Origin of the sequence: Massilia sp. IC2-476, assembly GCF_020707295.1 — a bacterium.
GTDB lineage: Bacteria > Pseudomonadota > Gammaproteobacteria > Burkholderiales > Burkholderiaceae_D > Telluria.
In genome coordinates, this window is the sequence record NZ_JAJFER010000006.1 from 372,465 (window position 1) to 397,391 (window position 24,927).

The 24,927-nt window shown below is 65.6% G+C and carries 18 protein-coding genes and 1 pseudogene; 18 read left to right on the plus strand and 1 reads right to left on the minus strand.

The features are described 5' to 3' along the window. On the minus strand, window positions 1–1,677 hold the full coding sequence (locus tag LK539_RS17795) for an electron transfer flavoprotein-ubiquinone oxidoreductase (RefSeq protein WP_227802387.1): 1,677 nt from the start codon (window positions 1,675–1,677) through the stop codon (window positions 1–3). 177 nt (window positions 1,678–1,854) lie between these two features. Here LK539_RS17795 and LK539_RS17800 point away from each other — a divergent pair, with 177 nt between their 5' ends. The 18 genes and pseudogenes from LK539_RS17800 to LK539_RS17885 all read left to right on the plus strand — a co-directional run. Further along, the gene (locus LK539_RS17800) at window positions 1,855–2,631 is read left to right on the plus strand and encodes an SDR family oxidoreductase (protein ID WP_227802388.1); all 777 of its coding nucleotides are present in this window, start codon (window positions 1,855–1,857) and stop codon (window positions 2,629–2,631) included. Between the two features lie 30 nt (window positions 2,632–2,661). Then, on the plus strand, window positions 2,662–3,096 hold the full coding sequence (locus LK539_RS17805; RefSeq protein WP_227802389.1) for a thioesterase family protein: 435 nt from the start codon (window positions 2,662–2,664) through the stop codon (window positions 3,094–3,096). Window positions 3,097–3,680: 584 nt separating this feature from the next. Further along, window positions 3,681–4,670 (plus strand): LysR family transcriptional regulator, encoded by a 990-nt coding sequence (locus tag LK539_RS17810; protein ID WP_227802390.1) that lies wholly within the window; start codon window positions 3,681–3,683, stop codon window positions 4,668–4,670. Between the two features lie 119 nt (window positions 4,671–4,789). Continuing rightward, entirely contained in the window at window positions 4,790–6,247 is a 1,458-nt protein-coding gene (locus tag LK539_RS17815) for a GNVR domain-containing protein (RefSeq protein ID WP_227802391.1), read from the plus strand. Window positions 6,248–6,736: 489 nt separating this feature from the next. Further along, complete coding sequence (locus tag LK539_RS17820) at window positions 6,737–7,999, plus strand: glycosyltransferase (RefSeq protein ID WP_227802392.1); 1,263 nt, start codon at window positions 6,737–6,739, stop codon at window positions 7,997–7,999. 62 nt (window positions 8,000–8,061) lie between these two features. Beyond that, a pseudogene (locus LK539_RS17825) lies at window positions 8,062–9,066 on the plus strand (NAD-dependent epimerase/dehydratase family protein); the annotation flags it as partial. Window positions 9,067–9,227: 161 nt separating this feature from the next. Beyond that, on the plus strand, window positions 9,228–10,550 hold the full coding sequence (locus LK539_RS17830) for a lipid II flippase MurJ (RefSeq protein ID WP_227802393.1): 1,323 nt from the start codon (window positions 9,228–9,230) through the stop codon (window positions 10,548–10,550). Further along, complete coding sequence (locus LK539_RS17835) at window positions 10,547–11,719, plus strand: glycosyltransferase family 4 protein (protein WP_227802394.1); 1,173 nt, start codon at window positions 10,547–10,549, stop codon at window positions 11,717–11,719. The genes LK539_RS17830 and LK539_RS17835 overlap by 4 nt, the downstream gene beginning before the upstream one ends. After that, window positions 11,709–13,043 (plus strand): O-antigen ligase, encoded by a 1,335-nt coding sequence (locus LK539_RS17840; protein WP_227802395.1) that lies wholly within the window; start codon window positions 11,709–11,711, stop codon window positions 13,041–13,043. Before LK539_RS17835 ends, LK539_RS17840 begins: the two co-directional genes overlap by 11 nt. Before the next feature lie 62 nt (window positions 13,044–13,105). Next, complete coding sequence (locus LK539_RS17845; protein WP_227802396.1) at window positions 13,106–14,110, plus strand: hypothetical protein; 1,005 nt, start codon at window positions 13,106–13,108, stop codon at window positions 14,108–14,110. After that, window positions 14,107–15,243: a glycosyltransferase gene (locus tag LK539_RS17850; RefSeq protein ID WP_227802397.1), complete on the plus strand. Its 1,137-nt coding sequence runs from the start codon at window positions 14,107–14,109 to the stop codon at window positions 15,241–15,243. Before LK539_RS17845 ends, LK539_RS17850 begins: the two co-directional genes overlap by 4 nt. Next, on the plus strand, window positions 15,243–17,306 hold the full coding sequence (gene asnB / locus LK539_RS17855) for an asparagine synthase (glutamine-hydrolyzing) (RefSeq protein WP_227802398.1): 2,064 nt from the start codon (window positions 15,243–15,245) through the stop codon (window positions 17,304–17,306). The genes LK539_RS17850 and asnB overlap by 1 nt, the downstream gene beginning before the upstream one ends. A gap of 26 nt (window positions 17,307–17,332) precedes the next feature. Beyond that, complete coding sequence (locus tag LK539_RS17860) at window positions 17,333–18,508, plus strand: glycosyltransferase family 4 protein (protein ID WP_227802399.1); 1,176 nt, start codon at window positions 17,333–17,335, stop codon at window positions 18,506–18,508. Between the two features lie 19 nt (window positions 18,509–18,527). Continuing rightward, entirely contained in the window at window positions 18,528–20,117 is a 1,590-nt protein-coding gene (locus LK539_RS17865; RefSeq protein ID WP_227802400.1) for a GNAT family N-acetyltransferase, read from the plus strand. A gap of 13 nt (window positions 20,118–20,130) precedes the next feature. Continuing rightward, a complete protein-coding gene (locus LK539_RS17870; protein WP_227802401.1) occupies window positions 20,131–21,207 on the plus strand; it encodes a GNAT family N-acetyltransferase in 1,077 nt (358 codons plus the stop codon). 43 nt (window positions 21,208–21,250) lie between these two features. Then, on the plus strand, window positions 21,251–22,516 hold the full coding sequence (locus LK539_RS17875) for a hypothetical protein (protein ID WP_227802402.1): 1,266 nt from the start codon (window positions 21,251–21,253) through the stop codon (window positions 22,514–22,516). A gap of 6 nt (window positions 22,517–22,522) precedes the next feature. Then, the gene (locus LK539_RS17880; RefSeq protein ID WP_227802403.1) at window positions 22,523–23,689 is read left to right on the plus strand and encodes a glycosyltransferase family 4 protein; all 1,167 of its coding nucleotides are present in this window, start codon (window positions 22,523–22,525) and stop codon (window positions 23,687–23,689) included. 652 nt (window positions 23,690–24,341) lie between these two features. Beyond that, window positions 24,342–24,927: hypothetical protein (locus LK539_RS17885; RefSeq protein WP_227802404.1), on the plus strand; the 586-nt coding region annotated here is incomplete at its 3' end.

A 24,927-nucleotide genomic window follows, 5' to 3' on the forward strand; every position in this document is an offset into this window, starting at 1 on the left:
TTACATGTTCGGGTAGTTCGGGCCCCCGCCGCCTTCCGGCGTCACCCACACGATGTTCTGGGTCGGGTCCTTGATGTCGCAGGTCTTGCAGTGCACGCAGTTCTGGGCGTTGATCTGCAGGCGGTCCTTGCCTTCGTCGGTCTTCACGTATTCGTACACGCCGGCCGGGCAGTAGCGCTGCTCCGGGCCCGCATACTTGGCCAGGTTGACGTCCACCGGGATGCTCGGGTTCTTGAGGGTCAGGTGGATCGGCTGGTCTTCCGCATGGTTGGTGTTCGAGATGAACACCGAGGACAGGCGATCGAAGGTCAGCTTGCCGTCCGGCTTCGGATAGGCGATCGGCTGGAACTGCGAGGCCGGCTTCAGGCATTCATGGTCCGCATGCTTGTGGTGCAGGGTCCAGGGCGCCTTGCCGCGGAAGACCATCTGGTCGATGCCGGTCATGATGGTGCCGACGTACAGGCCCTTCGACATCCACGGCTTGAAGTTGCGCGCGACGTGCAGTTCTTCGTGCAGCCAGCTCTTTTCGAAAGCTGCCGGGTAGGACGCCAGTTCGTCGTGCTGGCGGCCTTCACCCAGCGCTGCGAACGCGCTTTCCGCGGCCAGCATGCCGGTCTTGATCGCGGCGTGGCTGCCCTTGATGCGGCTGGTGTTCAGGAAGCCGGCGTCGCAGCCGATCAGGGCGCCGCCCGGGAACACGGTCTTCGGCAGCGACTGCAGGCCGCCCGCGGTGATCGCGCGCGCGCCATACGAGATGCGCTTGCCGCCTTCGAAGAAGTGGCGGATCGCCGGGTGCGTTTTATAGCGCTGGAATTCCTCGTACGGCGAAAGGTAGGGGTTCTGGTAAGCCAGGCCCACCACGAAGCCGACTGCCACCTGGTTGTTCTCCAAATGGTACAGGAAGGAGCCGCCGTAGGTGCTGTTGTCCAGCGGCCAGCCGGCGGTGTGGATCACCAGGCCCGGCTTGTGCTTGCTCGGATCGATTTCCCACAGCTCCTTGATGCCGATGCCGTAGGTCTGCGGGTCCTTGCCCTGGTTGAGCTCATACTTGGCCATCAACGCCTTGCCGAGGTGGCCGCGCGAGCCTTCCGCGAACAGGGTGTACTTGGCATGCAGCTCCATCCCGAGCTGGAAGTCGGCGCCCGGCTCGCCATCGCGCTTGACGCCCATGTTGCCGGTGGCGACACCCTTGACCGAACCGTCCTCGTTGTACAGCACTTCCGCAGCCGGGAAGCCCGGGAAGATCTCCACGCCCAGGCTCTCCGCCTGCGTACCCAGCCAGCGCACCACGTTGGCCAGCGAGATCACATAGTTGCCGTGGTTGGTCAGCATCTTCGGGACCATGAAGTTCGGGGTCCTGATTGCCTTGGTCTCGGTGAGGAACAGTACCTGGTCTTCGGTCACCGGGGTGTTGAGCGGTGCGCCTTTTTCCTTCCAGTCCGGGATCAGCTCATTCAGGGCGATCGGGTCCATGACCGCACCGGAGAGGATGTGCGCACCCAGCTCGCCGCCTTTTTCGAGCACGCAGACGGAGACTTCGCGGCCCTGTTCCGCCGCCAGCTGCTTGAGCCGGATCGCTGCGGACAGGCCCGCGGGGCCGCCGCCGACGATCACCACGTCGTACTCCATTGCTTCGCGTGGTCCGTATTGTTCGAGGATGTTGGTTGGCTCGGTCATGGTTATTTTAATAATGGGAATGAAATTTAAGCACGAGTGTGCACTTTTTTACTGCCGATTGCAATGTTGGGCGCCATTTTACGGACATTATTAGATGCGGCAATCTAATACTGGTGATTTGTGTAATCATGAGGACTTCGCAAGCTCGCATACATCAAGCACGAGAAGGGGAGCCGAGTGGGCATCGAAGTCAATTACGAAGGAAAAATCGCCATGGTCACCGGCGCCTCGAGCGGCCTCGGTGCCCGTTTCGCCAAGGCGCTGGCCGGCGCCGGCGCCCAGGTGGTGCTGGCCTCGCGCCGGGTCGAGCGCCTGAAGGAACTGCGCGCGGAGATCGAGGCCGACGGCGGCGCCGCCCACGTGGTGCGCCTGGATGTCACCGACCTGGGATCGATCAAGGCCGCCATCGCGCATGCCGAGACCGAGGCCGGTCCGATCGACATCCTGGTCAACAACTCGGGCGTGTCGAACACCCAGCGCCTTCTGGACGTCACCGAGGACGACTACAACTACATCATGGACACCAACCTGCGCGGCGCCTTCTTTGTCGCGCAGCAGACCGCCAAGCGCATGATCCAGCGCGCCAAGGGCGACCCGCGCAAGCAGCACCGCATCGTCAACATCGCCTCGGTGGCCGGCCTGCGCGTGCTGCCCCAGATCGGCGTGTACTGCATGAGCAAGGCCGGCGTGGTGCAGATGACCAAGGCGATGGCGGTGGAATGGGGCCGCTACGGCATCAACGTCAACGCCATCTGCCCCGGCTACATCGCCACCGAAATGAACGAGGACTACTTCGACTCCGAGCAGGGGCGCAAGCTGATCGACATGCTGCCGCGCAAACGCACCGGCAAGCCGGAAGACCTCGACGGGCTCCTGCTGCTGCTGGCCGCGGACGAAGCCCATTTCATCAACGGCGCCGTCATTACGGCCGACGACGGCATGACGGCGCAGTAAGCAGTTTTTAGTTTCACAGGTAAGGAAGCAATGAGCAGCAAGCAGTTTGTACATTCCATGAGGATCCCGATCCGTTGGGGCGACATGGATGCAATGGGTCATGTCAACAACACCGTCTATTTCCGCTACATCGAATCGGCGCGCATCGCCTGGCTGGACGAGGTCGGGGCGCTGCCCGATCCCGCCGGGGCCAACGAAGGCCCGGTCATCGTCAACGCCTACTGCAGTTTCCTGAAGCAGCTGACCTATCCAGGCGAGATCGAAGTCACCACCTTCGTCGGCCCGCCGGGGCGTTCCAGCGTCGAGGTCACCCACGAGATCCGCCTGGTCGGCCCGGACGGGCAGGCCGGTGCACTCCACGCCGAAGGCGGTGCGAAAGTCGTGTGGATTGATTTCAGGGCCGAGAAATCGCGGCCCTTGCCCGAGCGGCTGCGTGCCTTGCTGCCGGTGGCGGAGCAGGGCTAGTCTTTTCCCTTGCAGGTGGTCTGGTGCAAGGCTGGACCACTTTTATGTCATCGCAGCGTCGCGCGGCGCTGAATGCCTTTGTTCGCCGGAGCCGGACAGGCCGTATATTACTCCCACCCGTCGACTATTCCTTTTCTTATCTCGCTGCAATTCATTAATAGCCGGCGCTACTTTTCCGCGTTTATATTCGCGGTGAAATCAACTGGGGAATAGTTTTCGAGAATTATTCAAGCGCGTGCACTGCCAATATCCCCATTGGGCTTTGAAAGTCAAGCGCAGACGTTTAGCGATTATCAGCTTACGCGTCGATCTCGACTTTACACTAAATATGGCTTGTTCCATATCGCGCTCATTTTTGGCGAATTGCGCGAGCATCTCTTGCGGCTGAAAAACATTTAATTTTGGAAAGGTCTGGAGAAGGTTTTGTGTTGTTGCTGCGGGGTTTGATGTTTTGCAAATATGACAATTTTATAAAGAATAGAATTGAATCACCTTCTGGCAGGAATCATTCTGCTCGAAAACTTTGCCGTGCTTCTGAATTCCCGTGTTGCGCTGCTGTGCTGTCATTCCTAACGGACGAAATCATGAAAATGAACGACCCGGTGCAGGCCCGATTCGACTCGTCGGAATCGCCCGATTCAGCCTGCCCATCCGTTATCGGCGAATCCCTGCATGCGCAAAACAGGAACCTGCGCATCAGCCTTAGGCAATGGAAGATGTTTCACGCAGTGATCGATGCCGACGGTTTCGTCGGTGCCGCAAACCAGCTGCATGTCAGCCAGTCGTCGATCAGCCACGCGCTCACCAAGCTGCAGGAACAACTGGGGGTTCCCCTGCTGACCCTAAAAGGACGCAAGGCCCAGATTACCGAGGAAGGCAAGGTCTTGCTGGCGCGTTCGCGCGAGCTGGTCAGGAATGCTGCCGAACTCGAGGAGCTGGCCGAACACCTGCGCCATGGGTGGGGCCGGGAAGTGCGGGTGGCGGTGGACCTCAACTTCCCGCCCGACCTGCTCATGCTCGCCATGCGTGAACTGTCCTCGCAGCCGCGCAAGACCAGGATCAGCGTGAAGGAAGCAAATTTGGAGCAGGCCGCTCAGGCATTGCGCGACAAGACGGCCGACCTGGCGATCAGCGCGCAAACGATCCCGGGCTTCGCCTGCCGTGAGCTCCTCGAGATCGAACACGTCGCGGTCGCCCATCCGGACAATCCGCTGTTCGCGCTTAAGCGGCCGCTCGGTGCCGACGACCTCAAGTCGCAGCTGCAGATCGCTGTTGCCGGAGCCGGCGACGAAGCCGCCGCGGAAGCGCCCCACGGCCTCACGCGCTTGCCGCGCCCGTGGACGGTCAGCACGCTCGACTGGGCAATCGGAGCCTTGCGCCACGGGCTTGGCTACGCTTGGCTGCCCAGGCACCGGGTCCAGCGTTGGCTCGACGGGAACCAGGTCCGCATCCTGCCGCTCAAGCATGGAGCCAGCTTCAAGACCAGGCTCTACCTGGTCCATGCTCCCTGCGCCGACACGGGGACCGTGGCCTTTGCCGAAGCGCTCCAAGCCTGCAGCAATCGTCCGGTGTGATCGACGATCCCGGTCGCTGCTGGGGCATGGTGCGGCCGAGCGCGGCAGGGCCGCAGCAAAGGACGGGAAGCAAGGCAGATTCGTTTTAATTGGCAAGTGACAATCACCGGGCAGACAGCATGAGCAAACCGCGACAACCGCTGCGCAGCAAACAGAGAAACGACAACGCGCTTCCCGAGCCAATTTTCCGCTTCACGAGCATTGTGCGGAACGGATGGCTGGTCCTTGGCGTTGCGCTGCTGACCGCGCTGATCGGCATCCTGGCCGCCCTCAGCGTGACGCCCGTCTACGAAGGCAATATCCTCATCCAGATCAACCGCAACGCACCGCTCTCGCGCGAGATGCAGACCAATGTTCCTGCCGCCACCGAAGTGGAAATCCTGCGCTCGCGTTCGATCATCACTCGGGTCGTCAAGGCATTGCAGCTCGATCTCAGCGTCGAACCAAAGTACTTTCCGGTAGTCGGCGCCTTCCTGGCGCGCAGCGACAGGGGATTGCCCGAATTCCTGGAACTGCGCGGGTATGCCTGGGGGGCGGACCGCGTGAACGTGTCCGTCTTCAATGTGCCGGGGCGTCTGCTGCGCCAGTCATTCGCGCTGGCAGTCGGACGCGCAGGCAGCTTCACGCTCACCCATGAAACCCTGGGTATCAAGCTGGCGGGCAGGGTGGGCCAGCCCGCCAGGCTGCGCACCCGTCACGGAGACATCGAGCTCCTGGTAAGCGCCATCGACGCCCGGCCGGGAGCGCAGTTCGTCGTCACCCGCAACCCGACTTTCCAGGTGGTGGAGCAATTGCGCAAGTCGCTGAGCGTGACCGAAAACGGCAAGGAATCGAACGTGATCGGGGTGTCGCTGAAAGGGTCGAAGCCGGAACTGATCAGCCGGATCCTGAACCAGGTCGGCGACGAATACGTGTCCCAGCATGTGGCGCAGAAATCGAACGAAACCGGCCGGGCGCTGGCCTTCTACGACCAGCAGCTGGCCGAATCGCGGCAACGGATGCAAAAACTCGATGAGCGGCTCGCGCAGGTGCTGCGTGCCCACGGGGTCTCCGACCTGAACGAGGAAAGTACGACGCTGTCCCAGCAATCGATCGCCTTGCAGGCGAAGCTGGCGGAGGCCGAGCAGCAAAAGCTTGAGCTGTCCAGCCGCTTCCTGGAGCAGCATCCCACGGTGATCGTGGCAAGCCGTCATATCCAGGACGTACGCGATGACCTGAACCGGCTCGAGGCACGGCGCCGCTCCCTGGGGGCGGCGCAGCAGGAAATTGCGCGCCTAACCCGCGATCGCCAGGCGAACAGCGAAGTCCACATGGGCCTGCTCAACACGCAGCAGAAGCTCGCTGCCCTGATGTCTTCCGACAATCGCGACGTCCGCGTGGTGGATCGTGCGGAAGCGCCGCTGCAGCCCGGCACGCTCAAGCTGACCGTGATGATCGTGCTCGCCTGCCTTGGCGGCCTGGCTGCCGGCGTCATTGCCTCGGTCGTGAAGAACGCCATCGTCGCACGCAACAGTCGCGTGACCCTGCTGTACATGCGGGATATTCCGGACAGGCAGGAAGTCACGGTCAGCGGATGATGGGCAGCTGCGTACCGCATGGCCAGCAGTTCCCTGGACCGGCTGCGTCATTGTCGAGGCGCCGTCCCTTATTCCGGATGACAGTGACCTATTAAAGCCCGCGGATCATTTTCTTTACTATTATCTCCTGCCAAATTTCGGTAGTGGCCTGGTCATGGCCGTTTCTCAAACGATCAGACACGCAGTAATGTCCGCGTCCAACATCTTCCAATTCACTTTTCTATACCGGCTTTGTTATTTTTGCGCGGGCTGCCGATGTCCTTTCTATGCGCATTCCGTATGTCGATAATCGGATTCAGACTAGAAACATTATCCGAAGGAACGCATCAATAAAATATATGGAACCCGGCATTTAGCGCGTGAACCAATCGATTTTTCCCACTTTTTCTCGAAGTTGATTTTGTTAGAGTAGTGGTGTGGAAACGATATTCAGGCTCCAGGTATAAAACTCAAACAATTTAGTGCCGGCAAAAAAAACACTAAACTGCATTGCAATTCCTGGCCCTCAATCGATTGCTTGCGTTCTGGGTGGAAGCTTTTATGGCGTTCGAAGAGCATATTCGTCGCGGTTTTGAATTTGCGCTATTTGGCATTTCCCATCCAGCGATGGCGGGAACGGCGGCGCTTGCATTGCTCGTCAGCCTGCTGGTTTGCGCACTCAATGTCGCAACCGAACGCTGGCACGGTTCTTATTCCTTCGACGTCGACGTCAAGGGAATCCAGAAAGTCCATCAACGCACGGTGCCACGGACCGGCGGCATAGCCCTGCTATCGGGCGTGATGGCCGTTCCCCTGTTCGGCATGCTGGAATATTCTCTGCTCGCCCTGCAGCGGGACACGGGCATCTTCATGCTCAAGCTGCTCCTTGCCGCCGTGCCGGCCTTCCTTGCCGGAATCATCGAAGACCTGACCAAGCGGGTTTCGGTACGCACACGCCTGTGCTCGATCCTGTTCAGCGCGATCCTGGCCGCCTGGCTGCTGGGCTCGACGCTGCCGCGCCTCGACATCTGGGGACTCGACAGCGCGCTGGGTCTGTTGCCCGTTTCCCTGGTCGTCACCCTGTTCATGGTGGTCGGGGTCACGAATTCGATCAACATCATCGATGGATTCCACGGTGTTGCCGGCGCCACGGTCGTGATCATCCTGGCGGGAATCGGCTGCCTGGCCTGGAACAGCGGCGACGTGCTGATCACGCAACTGGCGCTGGCCGGCATCGGCGCGACGATCGGCTTCCTCCTGTTGAATTACCCGACCGGGCGCCTGTTCATGGGCGACGGTGGCGCCTACTTCCTCGGCTTCTGGTCCGCGCAACTGGCGGTGCTGACGATCGCGCGCAATCCTGACATCAATGCCTGGCAGATCCTGGCGGTCTTCGCTTACCCGGTGATCGAGGTCCTGTTCAGCATGTATCGCCGCAAGATCCTGCGAAACGCGGCCGTCGGCGCGCCCGACCGCCTGCACCTGCACTCCCTGTTCTATCGCCGCGTTACCCGCCACCGCATGAAATTCACCCGCTATCCGTGGGTGTGCAATGCCGCGGTGGCCTGTTTCGTCGTTGGCTGGCTGGGCACGGCCACCACGGCAGCGGTGCTTCTCGGCGACGCCATCCCCATGGCAGTCGCGCTCGTGCTCGCTCAAATATTGATCTACATCGCAGTGTACATGCGCTTAGTAAGAGGAAATTGGGGCAATTGCAGAAGCCTCGCTGTCATCCTCGGCCTGAGACCCCAGCACCGCAGCCGGCCGGCCTGATCCACGCGGGCGCGTCCCGCTCTCGCTGCCACGTCCATCGCTCACCACGGCGGAATCGAACCATGAATAATTTCGACACACTCCAAGCTGAACTTCGCAATGCTCCCAAGACATGGCTCGTCACAGGTTGTGCGGGCTTCATCGGTTCCAACCTGACCGAGTTCCTGCTGAAACTGGGCCAGACCGTGGTCGGCCTCGACAACTTCGCCACCGGCCACCAGCATAATCTCGACGACGTGTGCGCCCTGGTCAGTCCGGAACAGTGGGCACGATTCCGCTTCCTGCGCGGCGATATCCGCCGTATCGAGGATTGCCGGGAGGCGGTGCGCGGGGTCGACGTGGTCCTGCACCAGGCTGCGCTCGGCTCGGTACCGCGCTCGCTGGAAGACCCCCTAACGACCAACGCCGCCAACATCGACGGCTTCCTGAACATGCTGGTCGCCGCGCGCGACGCCGGGGTAGGGGCCTTCGTCTATGCCGCCTCGAGTTCGACCTACGGCGACCACCCGGGCTTGCCCAAGGTCGAGGAGCGCATCGGCAGGCCGCTGTCGCCCTACGCCGTCACCAAGTACGTCAACGAGCTGTACGCGGACGTATTCGCCCGCAGCTATGGTTTCAGCAGCATCGGCCTGCGCTACTTCAACGTCTTCGGCCGCCGCCAGGATCCGAACGGGGCCTACGCGGCCGTCATTCCAAAATGGATCGCCGCCATGCTGGCCGACCAGCAGGTCAGCATCAATGGCGACGGCAGCACCAGTCGCGATTTCTGCTTTGTGGAGAACGTGATGCAGGCCAACCTGCTGGCCGCCATGGCGCCCGCCGCCGGTAAGAGCGAGGTCTACAACGTCGCAGTGGGCGACACCACCACCCTCAATGCGCTGTTCGGCCACTTGAAAGAGATCCTGCAGGCCAATGGCGTGACGGTGACGAAGCCCCCGGCCTACGCCGGCTTCCGCAAGGGCGATGTGCTGCATTCCCAGGCCGACGTGGGCAAGGCCATGCGCGAACTCGGCTATGTGCCCATGCACCGCATCGTCGACGGACTGCGGGCCGTCATCCCCTGGTATATCGCGCAGAGCCAGGCGTCCTCACGCGGCGCCGGCGCGGCCGGCGCGCCGACGTCGTCAGACCAGCCGCGGGCGTCGACGGAAGGCACGCAGGAACGCCTGTTTCCGGACTGGCCTTGAGCGGCTGGCCCGGCCACGCACCCCTTGCCACTGCGAGCACCATGACGAGTACGCTGGGAACACGGATCCGGACTGCCGATGCGCGCCACGCGGCGATCCTGCGTGGCCTGGTCCTGGTCGCCCTGTTCACCCTGCTGGGCAAGCTGATGGGCGCGGCCAAGGAAATGGCGGTCGCCTACCGCTATGGCCTGGCCGCCGAAGTCGACGCCTACCAGTTCCTCTACACCCTGGTTTCCTGGCCGATCGGCATCTGGAGCAGCGTACTTACCGCCGTCCTGGTCCCCCTGGCGGCGCGCATGCAGGGCGCTGGCCCGGCCGAGCTGCCGCGCTTTCGCGCCGAACTCCTGGGATTGGCGATCGTGTTCGGCCTCGGGCTCGCGCTGCTGGCCTGGCTGCTGATCGGGGCCATTCTGTCGCTGGGGAAGGCGGGACTCCCGGCGCCGGCGGCCGGCCTGGCGCAGGCGGCGCTGCCCGGCCTGGTGCTGCTGCTTCCGCTGGGCCTGCTCACCACGCTGCAATCGGCCTGGATGCTGGCGGCCGGACGCCATGTCAACACCCTGCTCGACAGCATCCCGACATTCTTCATCGCCGCCGCCGTCCTGGCCTTCCCCAGCGGGAGTATCAAGCCGCTGGTGTGGGGCACGGTGGCCGGCTGCGGCTTCCACCTGGCAGCGCTGCTGCTGCCGATGGCGCGCCGGCGCGAGCTCGAAGCGCCCAGCTTCAGCCTGGTGTCGCCCCAGTGGACCTGGTTCTGGCAAGGCTTCGGCATCATGCTGGGCGGGCAGGCGCTGATGAGCTTCACCACCGTCATCGACCAGTTCTATGCGGCCGGGCTCGGCACCGGCGCGATCGCCACGCTGGGCTACGCCAACCGGGTCCTGTCACTGATCCTCGGCCTGGCCGCGGTCGCCGTGGCGCGCGCGACGCTGCCGGTGTTTTCGCAGGCGCAGCCGGAAGGGCCGGCCACGCTGTGGCCTCTTGCCCTAGGCTGGGCGCGCCTGATGTTCCTGGGCGGGATCGCGACCATGTTCCTGTCCTGGCTGCTCGCGCCCTGGGCCATCGGCCTGCTGTTCGAGCGCGGCCAGTTCGGCCCCGCCGACACCCGGATCGTGTCCGAAGTGCTGCGCTACGGCTTGCCCCAGCTGCCTTTCTATTTTTCGTCGATGGTCCTGGTCAGCTATGCCCTGAGCCAGCGCCGTTACACGCTGATTTTCTGGTCCGGTGTGATCGGCTGCGTTGCCAAGGTGCTCGGCAACCTGTTCTTGGCGCCGTCGCTGGGCGTGAACGGCGTGGCGCTGGCCGCCACCTTCACCTACGGCCTGAATGCCCTGTTTTTCTGGCTCACCCTGAGGCGCACGCCATGAAGATCCTGCTGTTCACGAACAGCCTGGCCGGCGGCGGCGCCGAACGGGTGGTGGCGACCCTCGCCAATTTCTGGGCCGGGCGGCACTGGGACGTCACGGTGCTGACCCTGGCCCCGCATAGCGAGGATTTCTACGTGCTCGACTCGCGCGTGCGGCGCATCGCGCTGGATCGGGCCGGCGAGAGCCGCAATGCGCTGCACGGCCTGCTGCAGAACCTGGGCCGGGTGCTGGCGCTGCGGCGCACGCTGCGGCAGCTGCGCCCGGACCTCGCAGTCGCGATTATGAGCACCCCGAACGTGCTGCTGGCGCTGGCCGCCTGTGGCCTGCCCTGGCTGCGCACGGTCGGTTCGGAGCGCTGCTATCCGCCGCATGCGCCGCTGGGGCGCCTGTGGCAGGGGCTGCGCCGCCGCAGCTACGGACGCCTGGACGCCGTGGTCGCCCTTACCAGCGAGTGCGCGGCCTGGATCACGGAGCACACCTTCGCGCACCGGGTCCCCGTGATCCCCAACCCGACAAGCTGGCCCTTGCCGGTCCGGCCGCCGGTACTCGCGCCCCAGGCCGTGTGCGCGCCCGGACGCCGGCTGCTGCTGGCGGTGGGCCGCCTGGAGCCGGTCAAGAATTTCGCTACCCTGGTCGCGGTGTTCGCTCGCCTGGCGCCGCGCCACGCGGACTGGGACCTGGTGATCCTCGGCGCCGGACCGGAGCGCGCCGCGCTGGAAGCCGCCGTGCGCGCTGCCGGCCTCGAAGGGCGGATCGCCTTGCCCGGCATCGCCGGCAACGTCGGCGAGTGGTATGCGCGGGCCGACCTGTTCGTCATGAGCTCGCACTCCGAGGGCTTTCCGAACGCCCTGGCGGAGGCCCTGGCGCACGGGCTGCCGGCAGTCAGCTTCGACTGCAATACCGGCCCGCGCGACATTATCCGCCAGGGCGTCGACGGCCTGCTGGTGCCGGCGGGCGACAGCGAAGCACTCGCGCATGCGCTCGGCCGCGTCATGGGCGACGACGGCCTGCGCCAGGCGCTGGCCGCTCGGGCAGGGGAGGCCAGGGAACGCTTTTCGCTGGAAAAGATTGCGGGGATGTGGGAATCCCTGTTCCGGCAATTGTCCGGCGCACCCGTATCCGCCACCACGCGCAGGGCGCGCGCACACGAGGACACCCATGAAGCCTGATGCCGCGGCCGGGACCACCCTTCATGGCGCCAACGCCAGCCTCGGCGCGCCTGCGGGCGCGATCGAGCGCTTCCTCGCCTGGTACCAGCCCCTGGTGCTCGGTGCGGCGCTGTTCGTGATCTATGCGAACCTGCCGATCTACGCCTATATCCTGTCACCGAGCCTGCTGCCCAAGTACAGCTTCTTCGGCATCTTCGTCCTGCTCGCGCCGGTGGCGGCGCTGCGCTTCGGCGAGCTGGGCGCGTACCTGCGCTCGCCCTTCGTGCTGCTGGCGGGCCTGCTTTTGCTGCTGAACCTGGTGCACCTGCTGGGCCTGTCCCCGTCGACCGACCTGGGCGACATCTACGTGGTCGACGACGGGCTCGACGCCCGGCGCTCGCTGGTCCTGACGCGCATCCAGTACGTGCTGTTCGCGCTGGCGCTGGGATTTGCCGCGTTCACCAGCACCCGCAAGTCCTGGCTGCTGGCCATGCTGCTGCTGGCGCTCGTCGTGCCCGGTGCCGTCCTGCTGGACTTCGCCCGTCCCGGGCTGCTGTACCCAATCGATACCCCGGGGGCTGTGCTGGGCCGGGCTGCCGCCATGTTCATCAACCCGAACATGGCGGGGGAGGCGATCCTGCTGGTCTTCCTGCTCGCGTGCGGCGTCGTGCCGGCCGCATGGCGCGGCCCGCTGTTCCTCCTGTGCGGCGCGGCGATCCTGACCACCTTCTCGCGCGCCGCGATCCTGGCGTGGGTACTGCTGTTGCTGTTCCTGAGCTTCCGGAAGACCCTGCCGAAGTCGGCGCTCGCCACTGCGCTCGCGGCCCTGGCGCTGGCCGTGGCAGGCCTGGGCAGCTTCGAGACTTACCTGCAGGGCCGCGAGGAGTTCGAGGGGGCGGCAAGCAACCTGTCCTCGCGCCTGAACTTCTTCTCCGACGTGAAGTTCGACGACGACAGCTCCGAGGAGCGGGCCGAGGTCATCAAAGCCGGCTGGCAGCTGTTCCTGCAAAACCCCGTCTTCGGCGCCGGGGCCGGTGCCACCGGCTTCTGGTCGCTGCGGGCCAGCACCCATAACCAGCTGCTGCTGCTGATCGCCGAGTATGGCCTGTTCGGCCTTGGCCTGTGGTGCTGGCTGCTGGCGATCCTGTGGCGGGGACGCTTCTTCCAGGACCGCGCCCTGCAGTTCGCGGTCGCCGGGCTGTTCGCCTTCATGTCGATGTTCACCCACCAGATGCTCGACTCCGCGTCGTACTGGCTGGCCACCTTCGCGCTGGTCTCGGCCAGGCATGCGGGCGGGGCTAGCGCGACGGCGCGCAGCCTTGAGCCGAATGACAAGGAGGACTGAACCATGCACCGCATCTTGACGCCTGCCCCGATGCTGGCCTTCATCCTGCGTGGGCGACAGCGATGAACGCCGCCAAATTCGTGGTCTCGCTCGACTTCGAGCTGTTCTGGGGCGTCAGCGACTGCCAGAGCATCGCCGGCTACGGCCGCAACGTGCTGGGCGAGTGGCAGGCCATTCCCCGGCTGCTGGCGCTGTTCCGGCAGCACGGCCTGCGCGTCACCTGGGCCACGGTCGGCATGCTCATGTGCCGCGACCATGCGCACTGGCGCGCCGTCCGTCCGGCCATCCTGCCCGGTTACCTGCGCCAGGACATGTCGCCCTACAACAAGGATGAGCTGGTGCGCAGCAACCCGAAGCTGTTCTTCGGCCGCCCTCTGGTGGAGCAGATCCTGGCCACCGAAGGGCAGGAAGTCGCGACCCACACCTACAGCCACTTCCTGTGCGGCGAGGCTGGCGCCACGCCGGCCCAGCTTGGCGCCGACCTGGCCTGTGCGCGCGCCGTGGCGGCCGAGCTGGGCGTGCGCTACCGCAGCGTGGTCATGCCGCGCAACCAGATCGTGCGCGAATTCCTGCCCGCCTTGCACGAAGCCGGCATCCGGGTCTACCGCGGCAATGCCGATCACTGGCTGTACCGCAACGGCGATGGGGTGGCTGGCGGCCTTGCCGGGCGCCTGGCGCGCTTTGCCGACGCCTGCCTGCCGCTGAGCGGCGCCTGCAAGGCCGCGCCGCGGCCCAGCGCCGGCATGCTCGAGCTGCCGGCCAGCCTGTTCATGTATCCCTGGTCGCCGTCGCAGCGCGCGGTGCTGGCCCTGCGCCTGCTGCGCATCAAGCGCTGCATGAGCGCGGCGGCGAAGAGCGGCGGCGTGTTCCACCTGTGGTGGCACCCGCACAACTTCGGCATCAACCTGGAGCAGAACCTGGCGCTGCTGGAAGAGTTGCTGCGCCACTTCCGGCACCTGGCCGACCGCTACGGGATGCAGAGCCGCTGCATGGGCGACTTCGCCGCGGCCGCCCCGGCCACGTCGGGGACGGAGCACCACGACGCAACACGATGGAGAGAGCAATGACCCGCAACATCCTGCACGTGATCACCGGACTCGAAGTGGGCGGGGCCGAAATGGCCCTGTACCGCCTCATCCTCGAGTCGCTGGGCAGCGAGTACACCCACACGGTGATCGCCCTGACGCCGGAAGGCGGCATGTACGCGCGCTTCCTGCAGGCCGGCATCAAGCTGATCGTGCTCGACTTCCGCCGCGCGCCGTTCTCGAACCTAGTGCGCCTGGTGCGCCTGATGCGCAGCCTGCGTCCGGACGTGGTCCAGACCTGGCTCTACCATGCAGACCTGCTGGGCGGCCTGGCGGCGCGTGTCGCCGGCGTGCGCAATGTCATCTGGGGCGTGCGCACCACCGACGTCGACGGCGGCTGCGCGCGCGCCACGCGCTGGGTGCGCCAGCTGTGCGCTGTACTGTCGCGCCTGGTTCCCCACACCATCGTCTGCGTGGCCGAGGCGGCGCGGCGCTCACACTCGCTGATCGGCTATGACGCCACCCGCATGGTCGTGGTCGGCAATGGTTTCGACCTGAGCAAGCTGACCGCCAGCCAGACCCAGCGCAATGAACTGCGCGCGCAGTGCGGCCTGGGGCCCCATGACATCGTGCTCGGCACCCTGGGCCGCTTCAACCTCGACAAGGACCACGCCAACTTCGTTGCGGCGGCCGGCAAGCTCGCCGCCCGTCACGCCCGCCTGCGCTTCCTGATGGTGGGCAAGGGCCTGGATCCAGGCAATGCCGACCTGGCTGGCTGGATCGCGGCCACCGGCCACGCCGACCGCTTCGTCCTGCTGGGCGAGCGCAGCGACGTCGCCGTGTGCCTGTCCGCGATGGACATTTTCTGCCTGTCCTCGCGCACGGAGGCCTTTCCCAACGTGGTGGGCGAGGCCATGGCCATGGGCTTGCCCTGCGTGGCAACCGACGTCGGCGACGTTGGCGTGCTGATGGGCGATACCGGGGTGATCGTGCCGAAGGCCGACCCGGAAGCGCTGGCGCGCGGCGTGACCGAGCTGGTCGAGCACGGCCCCCAGTATTGCGAAGGCATGGGCCGGCGCGCGCGCGAGCGCATCCACGCGGTCTTTACCATGGCGCGCGTGCGCGAGCGCTTTGAAGGCATTTACGAGCAGGTCATCAACGGGAGGAAGCTCTGATGTGCGGATTCACAGGATTTCTGGGCGCAAGCCCCTTCCAGGAGGACGGGGACGCGCGGGCCGTGCTCGGCCGCATGACCGACAGCATCCGCCACCGCGGCCCGGACGATGCCGGCTACTGGCTGGATGTGGGTCACGGCATCGCGCTCGGCCACCGGCGCCTGGCGATCATCGACCTGTCCCCGGCCGGGCACCAGCCCATGCCCTCAAGCAGCGGGCGCTACGTGATCGCCTTCAATGGCGAGATCTACAACCACGTGGCACTGCGCGACGAACTGGCGGCCGCGGGCGCCGCTCCCGCCTGGCGCGGCCGTTCCGACACGGAGACCCTGCTGGCCGGCTTCGACGCCTGGGGCATCGCCGCCACCGTCGAGCGCGCGGTCGGGATGTTCGCCTTCGCGGTGTGGGACCGTCACAGCGCCACCCTGACGCTGGGGCGCGACCGCATCGGCGAGAAGCCCCTGTATTACGGCTGGCAGGGTCGGGGCCGGGACGCGGTCTTCGTGTTCGGCTCGGAACTGAAGGCCTTGCGCGCGCATCCGTCCTTCGAGCACGTGGTCGACCGTGGGGCATTGAGCCTGCAGCTGCGTCACAGCTATGTTCCGGCGCCGTATTCGATCTACCGCGGCATCGCCAAGCTCACGCCCGGCTGCCTGTTGACCGTCTCCAGCCGGGAACGGGCGCCGCGCGTGAACCCCTACTGGTCGCGCGAGCGCCGCATGGCTGCCGCGGCCGCCAACCCGTTCAGCGGCACCCCGCAGGAGGCGGTGACGCAGCTGGAAACCCTGCTCAAGGGGGCAGTGAAGGCGCAGATGATCGCCGACGTGCCGCTCGGCGCCTTCCTGTCCGGCGGCGTCGACTCGTCCACCGTGGTGGCCCTGATGCAGGCGCAGTCGGCGCGCCCGGTCAAGACCTTCTCGATCGGCTTTCACGAAGCCGGCTACAACGAAGCGGAATACGCCAAAGCGGTAGCGCACCACCTCGGTACCGAACACACCGAGCTGTACGTCACGGCCGAGCAGGCGCGCGCCGTCATCCCGCGCCTGCCGAGCTTGTACGACGAACCGTTCTCGGACTCGTCCCAGATGCCGACTTTCCTGGTGTCGCAGCTGGCCAGGCAGCACGTGACCGTGTCGCTGTCGGGCGACGCCGGCGACGAACTGTTCTGCGGCTACAGCCGCTACCAGTTCGCCGCCAGCCTGTGGAACACGATCACCGCCGGCCCCTTGCCGCTGCGCCGGCTGGCGGCGAACGGCATCACCCGGGTCTCGGTCGACTCTTGGAACCGGATGGCCAAGCTGCTCGCGCCCGCCATGCCGCGCCGGCTGCGCTTTGCAAATACGGGCGACAAGCTGCACAAGGGCGCCCAGGTACTTGGCTGCGGCAGCCTCGACGCCCTGTACCTGGGGCTGGTGTCGCACTGGGACGATCCGGCCGCGCTCGTCATCGGCGGCATCGAGCCGCCGACCGTGCTACGCAGCGAGACCCCGGCCCTGGCCAGTTTCGAGGGCGTGCCGCGCATGATGGCGCTCGACCTGCTGACCTACCTGCCGGACGACATCCTGGTCAAGGTCGACCGCGCCGCCATGGCGGTGGCGCTGGAAACGCGCATCCCTTTCCTCGACCACCGGGTGGTGGAATTCGCCTGGAGCCTGCCGCAGTCGATGAAGCTGCGCGATGGCGCCAGCAAGTGGGCGCTGCGCCAGGTGCTGTACCGCCACGTGCCCCCAAGCCTGATCGAGCGCCCCAAGATGGGGTTCGGCGTGCCCATCGGCGACTGGCTGCGCGGCCCCTTGCGCGACTGGTCCGAGAGCCTGTTGTCCGAATCGCGCCTGCGTGCCGAAGGCTTCTTCCACCCCCTGGAAATACGCCGGAAATGGGACGAACACCTGACGGGCAAGCGCAACTGGCAATACCACCTGTGGGATGTGCTGATGTTCCAGGCCTGGGCTGAAGAACAATCAAGAAGCAGGCCCGGCGGAAGTGGTAATTTCGATAATGAAATGGCCGAAGTGCTCGACAGCGGGCAATCGCCCGGCCCGGCCGGCACACCCGCCGCCTAGCGCGGCCGACGCTGGAGAACGCAGGGATGAACAAAAAAATCGTCATGTCCGTGAATACCGCCTGGAATATCTACAATTTCCGTTCGGGACTGGTGAAGGCACTCTCGCGTCATGGCTATGACGTCATGGTGATGGCGCGCGAAGACGAATACGCGGCGCGCCTGGCTGCGCTCGGCTGCCGCTTCAAGCTGCTGCCCATGGACAACAACGGCACCAGCCCTGTGCGCGACTTCGCACTGCTGGTCAAATACTGGCGCGTATTGCAATCGGTGCGGCCGCTGGTCTACCTGGGCTACACGATCAAGCCGAATGTGTACGGCTCGATCGCGGCCGCCGGACTCGGCATCCCGGTCATCAACAACATCGCGGGCCTCGGCACCGCCTTCCTCAACAGCCCGGTGCTAAGCTGCCTGGCGCGGCGCCTGTACCAGGTGTCGCTGCGCCATTCGGCGCGGGTGTTCTTCCAGAACCCGGACGACCGCAAGCTGTTCGTCGAGGCCGGTCTCACGCGCTCCGCCGTGGCCGACCTGCTGCCCGGCTCCGGCATCGACCTGCAGCATTTCCATCCGCAGCCGCAGGCGCCGGGCGAGGGCGGCCCACGCTTCCTGCTGGTGGCGCGCGTGCTGCGCGACAAGGGCATCGAAGAATATGCCGCCGCCGCCGAAGCGGTGCGGCGGGTGCTGCCCTCGAGCCGCTTTGGCCTGCTGGGCGCTGTCGACCCGGACAATCCGAATTCGATCCCGCTCAGGCGCGTCCAGGCCTGGCACGACGCCGGCCTGATCCAGTACCTGGGCAAGACCGACGACGTGCGGCCCTATATGGCGAACGCCGACTGCATCGTGCTGCCGTCCTACCGCGAAGGCGTGCCGCACTCTCTGCTGGAAGCGGCGGCGATGGCGCGCCCCATCATCGCGACCGATGTCGCCGGCTGCCGCGAAGTGGTCGAGCATGGGCGCAACGGCCTGCTGTGCAAGGTCAGGAGCGCCGCCGACCTGGCGCAGCAGATGATCGCGATGGCCAACCTGGCGCCGGCGCGGCGCGCCGAGATGGGCATGCTGGGACGGCACAAGGTCGCCAGCCAGTTCGACGAGCGCATTGTGATCGGCAAATACCTGAACGCGATCATGCAGATCGAAGCGGCGGGCAAGAACCTGCAAGACAGGAACGAGTCGCGCCTGCTCGCACCCGAGACCACGCCGTGACGGGGCCAAGGCTATGCATGTGCAGCTCCTGAGCGGCGAGGCCGCGCTGCGGCGCGTCGACGACCCCGCATTCCAGGCCCGCTGGCGCGCACTGCATACGCGCTGCCCCTGGGCGGGCGCCTGCCAGCACCCGGACTTCGTCGCGCCCTGGTACCGGCTTTATCTGCCGGGCATCCTGCCCGTGCTGGTCCTGGCCGAGACCGGGGACGGCATGCTGGCCGGCCTGCTCACACTTGCCCTGCGCCACGGCAGCCGCAGGCTCACCGGCGCCGGCGAGCACCAGGCCGAATACCAGGCCTGGCTGGCGCCGTCGGGGCAGGGCGACGCCTTCATGTTGGCCGCCGTACGCGCCCTGCGCGAGGCGTTCACCGGTGCCGACCTGTGCCTGCGTTACCTGCCACCGGGGATTCCGCTGGGCTGGATCGACGCCCTGGGAAGTGAACGCAGCCTGGTCGCCTTGCGGCCGCACCTGCGCCCCGTCATGCAGGTCGAGGCCGGCGCAATGGCGCGCCAGCGCAACAAGAAGAACCACCGCCAGAACTTCAATCGCCTGAACCGGATGGGCGAAGTGCGCTTCGAACGAGTGCTCGCGCACGACAGCTTCGCCGCTCTGTTCGACGAGCTATGCATGCAATACGACTTCCGCCAGGCCGCCCTGTACCGCCAGATGCCGTTCACGAGCGACCCCTGCAAGAAAGATTTCCACCTGGCGCTGCACAGGCAGGGCCTGCTGCACGTCACGGTGTTGACGGTCGGCGGCGAGGTCGCTGCCTCGCATTTCGGCCTGCTGAGCGAAGGGCGGGCCCTGCACATCGGCATCCTGACCCACAGCCCGGCGCACGCGATGCATTCGCCGGGCAACCTGCTGCTGGCGATGCTCGGCGTGCAGCTGGCGCAGGAAGGGGTGCCAGTGCTCGACCTGACACCGGGCGGCGACGCCTATAAGGAACACTTCGCCACCGGACACGACACCGTGCACGAGCTGACCGTCCACGGCAGCGCCGCGCGCAGGCTGGCAGCGCAGGCCGTCGCCGGGCTGCGCCGTCAGGCCAGGGGCGCACTGCAGAAGACCGGATATCGCGGCGCCGACCTGGCGGCGGCGTTCGATGCCTTGCACCCCGGCTGGCTCGGCAGGGTGGGCCGGCGCGTGCGCGCCAGACCTTGCTCGCTGCGCTACCAGTGGCAAGCGGCCGCGGCCGACATGGACGGCCCGGCGCTGGCGCGCAACCGCCTTGCCGACGTGCTGCGCTTCGACGCGCGCCACGGCCCGGAGAACCGCTGGCAATTCATGGGCACGGTGATGAAGCGCATGGAACGGGCGCAGGACTTGTACACCTTGACGCAGGACGGCAGCCTGGTGCTGTCGTGCTGGGTACAGGCTGCTCCTGTTTCAAGTGAAAAGGATGCCCTGGTCCTGTCCGACCTGATGGTCCATCGACAGCTGGATAGCGAAGCGCTGCTGCGGCGCTTTGTCGAACAACTGGTGGCGCAACTGCGCCGGGACAGACCCGGGGCCGCCGTCTTCTACCGGGGCCGGCTCGATCCCGCCCTGCGCCGGAGCATCGAAGGCTGCGGCTTCGTCGCCGACGGGCTCGGGGCGCCTCAATGATAGCTGGGAGCCGATGATGGATATGAACGAAGCAGGCGAGGGCGTGGACGGGGGCATCCGCTGCTACCGGGACACGGTTCCGCCTTTCGTCGAGGAGGCACTGGCCGACCTGTACGACACGCTGCATGCCTCCCTGCCTTTCTTTCGCGTGTACAGGTCGCTTGACGCCGTGAGCTGCTACATTGCCGAGCGCGATGGACGTCCCAGCACCATCCTGCTGTTTCGCTGCGAAGGGCGGCGCATCGAAGTCCTCAACGAAATGATCGCCATCGACCAGCCCGAACTGCGCCGCTTCGCGCGCTACGTGTTCCACTCCTATCCCGAGGTCGACCTGATCGGCTTCAAGGCCCTGAAGACAACAACACCTGGCCTGGGCTACCCGGTGCAGCAGCACAATGCCAAGGACACCTATGTGATCGCGCTGCCCGACACGCCCAACGCCTATCTGGCCAGCCTGGGCAAGTCGACGCGCGCCAACATCCGGCAGCAGACCAATCTCGTGAACCGGAGCTTTCCCAGCTTCTGTACGCGCTTCTATACGGGCCACGAGATCGAGGAAGCGCACGTGCGCGCCATCCTCGGCTTCAGCGAAGAGAAGATCAAGGCCGGCGGTGCGACGATAGCGCACGACCTCGAGCGCATCATGGCGCTGGCCCGTGCCTGCGGCTACGTGGTGGTGCTGTTCATCGACGGCCAGGTGTGCGCGGGCTCGGTCAACTACTGGGTCGGCTCCAGCGTGTTTGGGGACGTCACCGGCTACGACCGGCGCTACGAAAAATTCAGCCTCGGCAAGCTGTGCGTGTTCCAGACGATCTGCGAAAGCATCGCGCGCGGGGCCAAGCGCTTCTACCTGGGCGGCGGGGAGTTCGACTTCAAGGGCCGCCTCAACGGCGTCGCGCTGGAGATGGACGAGGTGCGCATCTACCGGTCCCGCTGGCGCATGCTGGTCAACCTCGACCGCGCGGCCGAGGCGGTGCTGAAGGCGCGGGTGCGCCAGCTGAAGAAGCGCCTGCACCGCCACAAGCAGCACCTGCTGGCGCGCATGGCGTTCCGCCTGTTCTACCTGCTCAAGGGCAGGGCAGCCCACTGAGCCTTCCTGCTACTCTCGCCGAGCGCCGACCGTGCCGATCCCGATGCCTCCAAACGAGCGTGCCGCCTTTGCCCGGCGCCGCCGCCTGCTGGCGCGCGGGCTCGGCCTGGGCTTGGGCGCGATCTCCCCCGCGCTGCCGGGCGACGCAGCGGCGGACAGGGGCGCGGGCAGGCGCAGCAGCGTGGACCCCGGCGTGCCGCCGCACACCGTCAGCCTGGCCGACTTCGGCGGCGCTCCGGGAGCTGGACGGACGCAACTGGTACGGGCCTTCGGCCAGGCCTTTGCCGCGCTGGGGCGCGCCGGCGGCGGCACCCTGGTGGTGCCGCCCGGCCTGTACGACTTCGGGGACTATGCGGACGCGGCCTACATCGTGCTGTGCCGCGACCTGCGCGATATCGCCATCTCGGCCTACGGCGCCACCTTCCGCGCCACCACGCGGGCGAAGGTGGCGCCGAACCTGTTTTACTTCTTCAATTTCGACAACATCAGCATCGCCGGCGCCCGTTTTACCGATCCCGGCTTCACGCCCTGGGTGAACTGGCAGGGGATGTATTGTGTCGGCCTGCAGGCCGACCGCGCCAGCAGCGGGTTTCGCCTCGTCGATTGCCAGGCCTGCCGGGTGCTCGGCCTGCTGGGCTCGAACAACACGGCGGCTACGCGCCAGTACATGTCGGGCATCCGGGTGCAGGGCAGGGTCGAGAACGCCTATTACGGCGTCGGCGCCAGTTTCATCCGCCGGGACGTGCAGGTCGAGCTGGCCTGCCACAACGTGCGGCGCGCCTTTATTGCCAATGCCTTGCGCGATGCCGACATCCGCATCACCAGCTCGAACACGGCACTCTGGCCCGGTAGCAATGGCCTGGTGGCCCTGGTCTCGAGTGGCGCGAGTTCCGGCGACGTCGAGAATGTGCGGGTGAAGGTCAGCGTGTCGGGCGACTGCATCCACGGCAGCTACGTCCACTTCTATCACCAGGGCGCGCAGCCCGAAGGCAGCATGCGCGACATCGAGGCCACGGTCGAGGTGTTCAACATGGCGCGCGTGCGGCGCCTGTTCGTGTTCGACCACGAGGACGAGCGGATCGAAACCAGCACCGCGCGCCGCTGGGACCGGATCGTCCTGCGCGGCCGTGTGCTCGGGCCATTCCGGGGCGAGGTGCTGACCAATACCTCCGCCAGTACGGCAGGCGGCACGGTGTGGGTCGAGCCCGGGCTCGCCAGGCTGGGCAGGCTGGCGACGCTGCCCCGGGGTTTCCGCGTCGGCCCGCCGGTTCCCGCCACGCCCAGGCCACCAACCGACAGCAGCAGGTGACGAACAATGCGATTGCTCATCTATATCCACTCGCTGGAAAACGGCGGCGCCGAACGGGTTGCTGCCAACCTGGCCAACCACTGGGCCGGTATCGGCTGGGAGGTCACGCTGGTGACGGTGGCGCCGCAAGAAAACGACTTCTACCGGCTCGATCCCCGTGTGCTGCGCATCGCCCTGAACCTGGCCGGCGGCAAGGGCAACCTGCTGGCCGGGTTCTGGCGCACCGCGCGCCGGGTGCAGGGCTTGCGCCGCGAGCTGCGGCGCCTGCGGCCGGACGTCGCCCTGTCGGTGATGCAGACGGCGAGTGTGGTGCTGGCGCTCGCGGCGCGCGGCATGCCTGAACTGCTCGCGATTGGTTCCGAGCATAACTTCCCGGCCAGGGCCCCGCTGGGCATCGTGTGGGAGACCCTGCGCCGCCACGCCTACGCGCGCCTGGCCGCGGTGGTGGCGCTCACCAGCGAATGCGCCGACTGGCTAAGCACGCACACGCGTGCGCGCCGGGTGCCGGTCATTCCGAATCCGGTGTGCTGGCCGCTGCCGAAGGGGGAGCCGCTCAGCGACCCTGCCAATGCCTGCCCGCCGGGGCGCCACGTCCTGCTGGCGGTCGGGCGCCTGAGCGAAGAGAAGAACTTCACGAGCCTGGTCGCCAGCTTCGCGCGGCTGGCGCCGCGCCATCCGGACTGGGACCTGGTGATCCTGGGAGACGGGCCTTTGCGCGCTGAGTTGCAGGCCCAGGCGCTGGCCGCCGGCCTGGCGGGGAGGGTTGTCTTTCCCGGCAGGGTGGGCAATGTGGGCGACTGGTATGCGCGCGCCAGCCTGTATGCGATGAGTTCGCACTTCGAGGGCTTCCCGAACACGCTGGCAGAGGCGATGGCCTATGGCCTGCCAGCCGTGAGCGTCGATTGCGACACCGGGCCGCGCGACATCATCCGCCACGGCGTCGACGGCTTCCTGGTCCAGCCGGGCGATTGCGCGGCGATGGAAGCGGCGCTCGACAGCCTGATGCGCGATAGCGGGCTGCGCGAGCGCTTTGGCGCCCGTGCGGTCGACGCGCGCGGGCGTTTTTCGATCGACAAGATTGCAGGTATGTGGGAAGCCCTGTTCCTGCCGGGCCCAGTCGCCGTGCCGGACGCGGCCCGTGGCCGCCGGCACGCCGCCACCGAGCCTGGCTGAATTATCTGGCCCGCCGTCAAGGCGGGCTCTCCGCGCAGCGAACCGATGCCGCAACCCGGCTGTTCGCCATCCTCTCCGCGTTCCCAGTGCCGTCCTTCCTCGCACGCCCCGCCGTCGCGTCCCCATTCAGGGGTCCTGATTCCCTCAAATAATCGTGCATCGTAATCGGCAAGATTATCTCGGCAATAGAAACTATTATAAATACAATTGAATACTGGAAATATTTACCAATGAGTAGAATGGTAATTGGATTTGACTGAAAGAAATATTTCTCCTGACTCAGCAGTATTAAACTTTCGCAAAGGAAAAAATTTTTTTTGATTTGCGGAACTTAATCGCCTGGAGGAAAGTCTTAGCTACTCCTTCCATTTGAAAGTGAGGAACTTTCATGACAACACGCAAAACGTTTCACCCGAAATACCAGTTAGGCGTCCGAAGCTCGAAGGAGCCTGCTGCAGAGAATGAAGAAGCAGATTCAGCAATGCTTTCTTTTTCGCAAACGGCGCCTGCCTCCAGGTAATTTCGCCGTGAACTGACGTCATCGTTCAGTTCCTTTCTTTTCCGTAGTTCCTGCAATCGCCTGCCACTCGCATTGGCGCGAGAGGCGGAGGGATTGTCTCGTCCTCAGTTTTTAGAATTTCGAAAGTTTTAAATGATTCACACTCAAAAGTCTGCTGCACCCGCTCGTCGCAAGATCAATGTCGCTCTCGTCTACGCTGGCCTGATCGCCGCTCCCTTGGCCCTGAGCGCGGGTTCCGCCGCAGCTGCAACGGCTACTGCTCCCGTCCTGGCCGCTGCCACCTCGGCCACCGTGACCGCGAATAGCACCGTTGCCTATTTCCGTATCGCTTATTCGGGCACCCCCACCTGGGTACGTGTCTACGTCGATTCCGACCGCAGCACCGGCACCGGCTATTCGGTATATGGCGTCGGCGCCAACTACATGATCGAAAACGGCCGCCTGTACCGTTACTCGGGCAGTAACGGTTCCTGGGCATGGACTTTTGTGAAGACCGTGACCTACGCCAAGGGCACCGGCGTGGCGACCGTGAACGTGGCGCGCGCCGACATCGGCTCGCCGCTGGCCTTCAATGCAGTCACCGAGACCGCAGCACCGTCGGTGACCTCGTCGATCCTGGCGGTCGCCTATACCACGACCACCGCTCCGGCACCGACCCCGACGCCGACTCCTACCCCGACGCCGACGCCGACGCCGACGCCGACGCCGACTCCTACCC

Bases quoted from the DNA above. Each gene is read 5' to 3' on its own strand.
- LK539_RS17845 (WP_227802396.1), top strand. From the start codon at position 13,106: ATGAACGCCGCCAAATTCGTGGTCTCGCTCGACTTCGAGCTGTTCTGG.
- LK539_RS17875 (WP_227802402.1), top strand. From the start codon at position 21,251: ATGCCTCCAAACGAGCGTGCCGCCTTTGCCCGGCGCCGCCGCCTGCTG.
- LK539_RS17870 (WP_227802401.1), top strand. From the start codon at position 20,131: ATGATGGATATGAACGAAGCAGGCGAGGGCGTGGACGGGGGCATCCGC.
- LK539_RS17860 (WP_227802399.1), top strand. From the start codon at position 17,333: ATGAACAAAAAAATCGTCATGTCCGTGAATACCGCCTGGAATATCTAC.
- LK539_RS17830 (WP_227802393.1), top strand. From the start codon at position 9,228: ATGACGAGTACGCTGGGAACACGGATCCGGACTGCCGATGCGCGCCAC.
- LK539_RS17810 (WP_227802390.1), top strand. From the start codon at position 3,681: ATGAAAATGAACGACCCGGTGCAGGCCCGATTCGACTCGTCGGAATCG.
- LK539_RS17805 (WP_227802389.1), top strand. From the start codon at position 2,662: ATGAGCAGCAAGCAGTTTGTACATTCCATGAGGATCCCGATCCGTTGG.
- asnB (WP_227802398.1), top strand. From the start codon at position 15,243: ATGTGCGGATTCACAGGATTTCTGGGCGCAAGCCCCTTCCAGGAGGAC.
- LK539_RS17795 (WP_227802387.1), bottom strand. From the start codon at position 1,677: ATGACCGAGCCAACCAACATCCTCGAACAATACGGACCACGCGAAGCA.
- LK539_RS17835 (WP_227802394.1), top strand. From the start codon at position 10,547: ATGAAGATCCTGCTGTTCACGAACAGCCTGGCCGGCGGCGGCGCCGAA.
- LK539_RS17815 (WP_227802391.1), top strand. From the start codon at position 4,790: ATGAGCAAACCGCGACAACCGCTGCGCAGCAAACAGAGAAACGACAAC.
- LK539_RS17840 (WP_227802395.1), top strand. From the start codon at position 11,709: ATGAAGCCTGATGCCGCGGCCGGGACCACCCTTCATGGCGCCAACGCC.
- LK539_RS17880 (WP_227802403.1), top strand. From the start codon at position 22,523: ATGCGATTGCTCATCTATATCCACTCGCTGGAAAACGGCGGCGCCGAA.
- LK539_RS17850 (WP_227802397.1), top strand. From the start codon at position 14,107: ATGACCCGCAACATCCTGCACGTGATCACCGGACTCGAAGTGGGCGGG.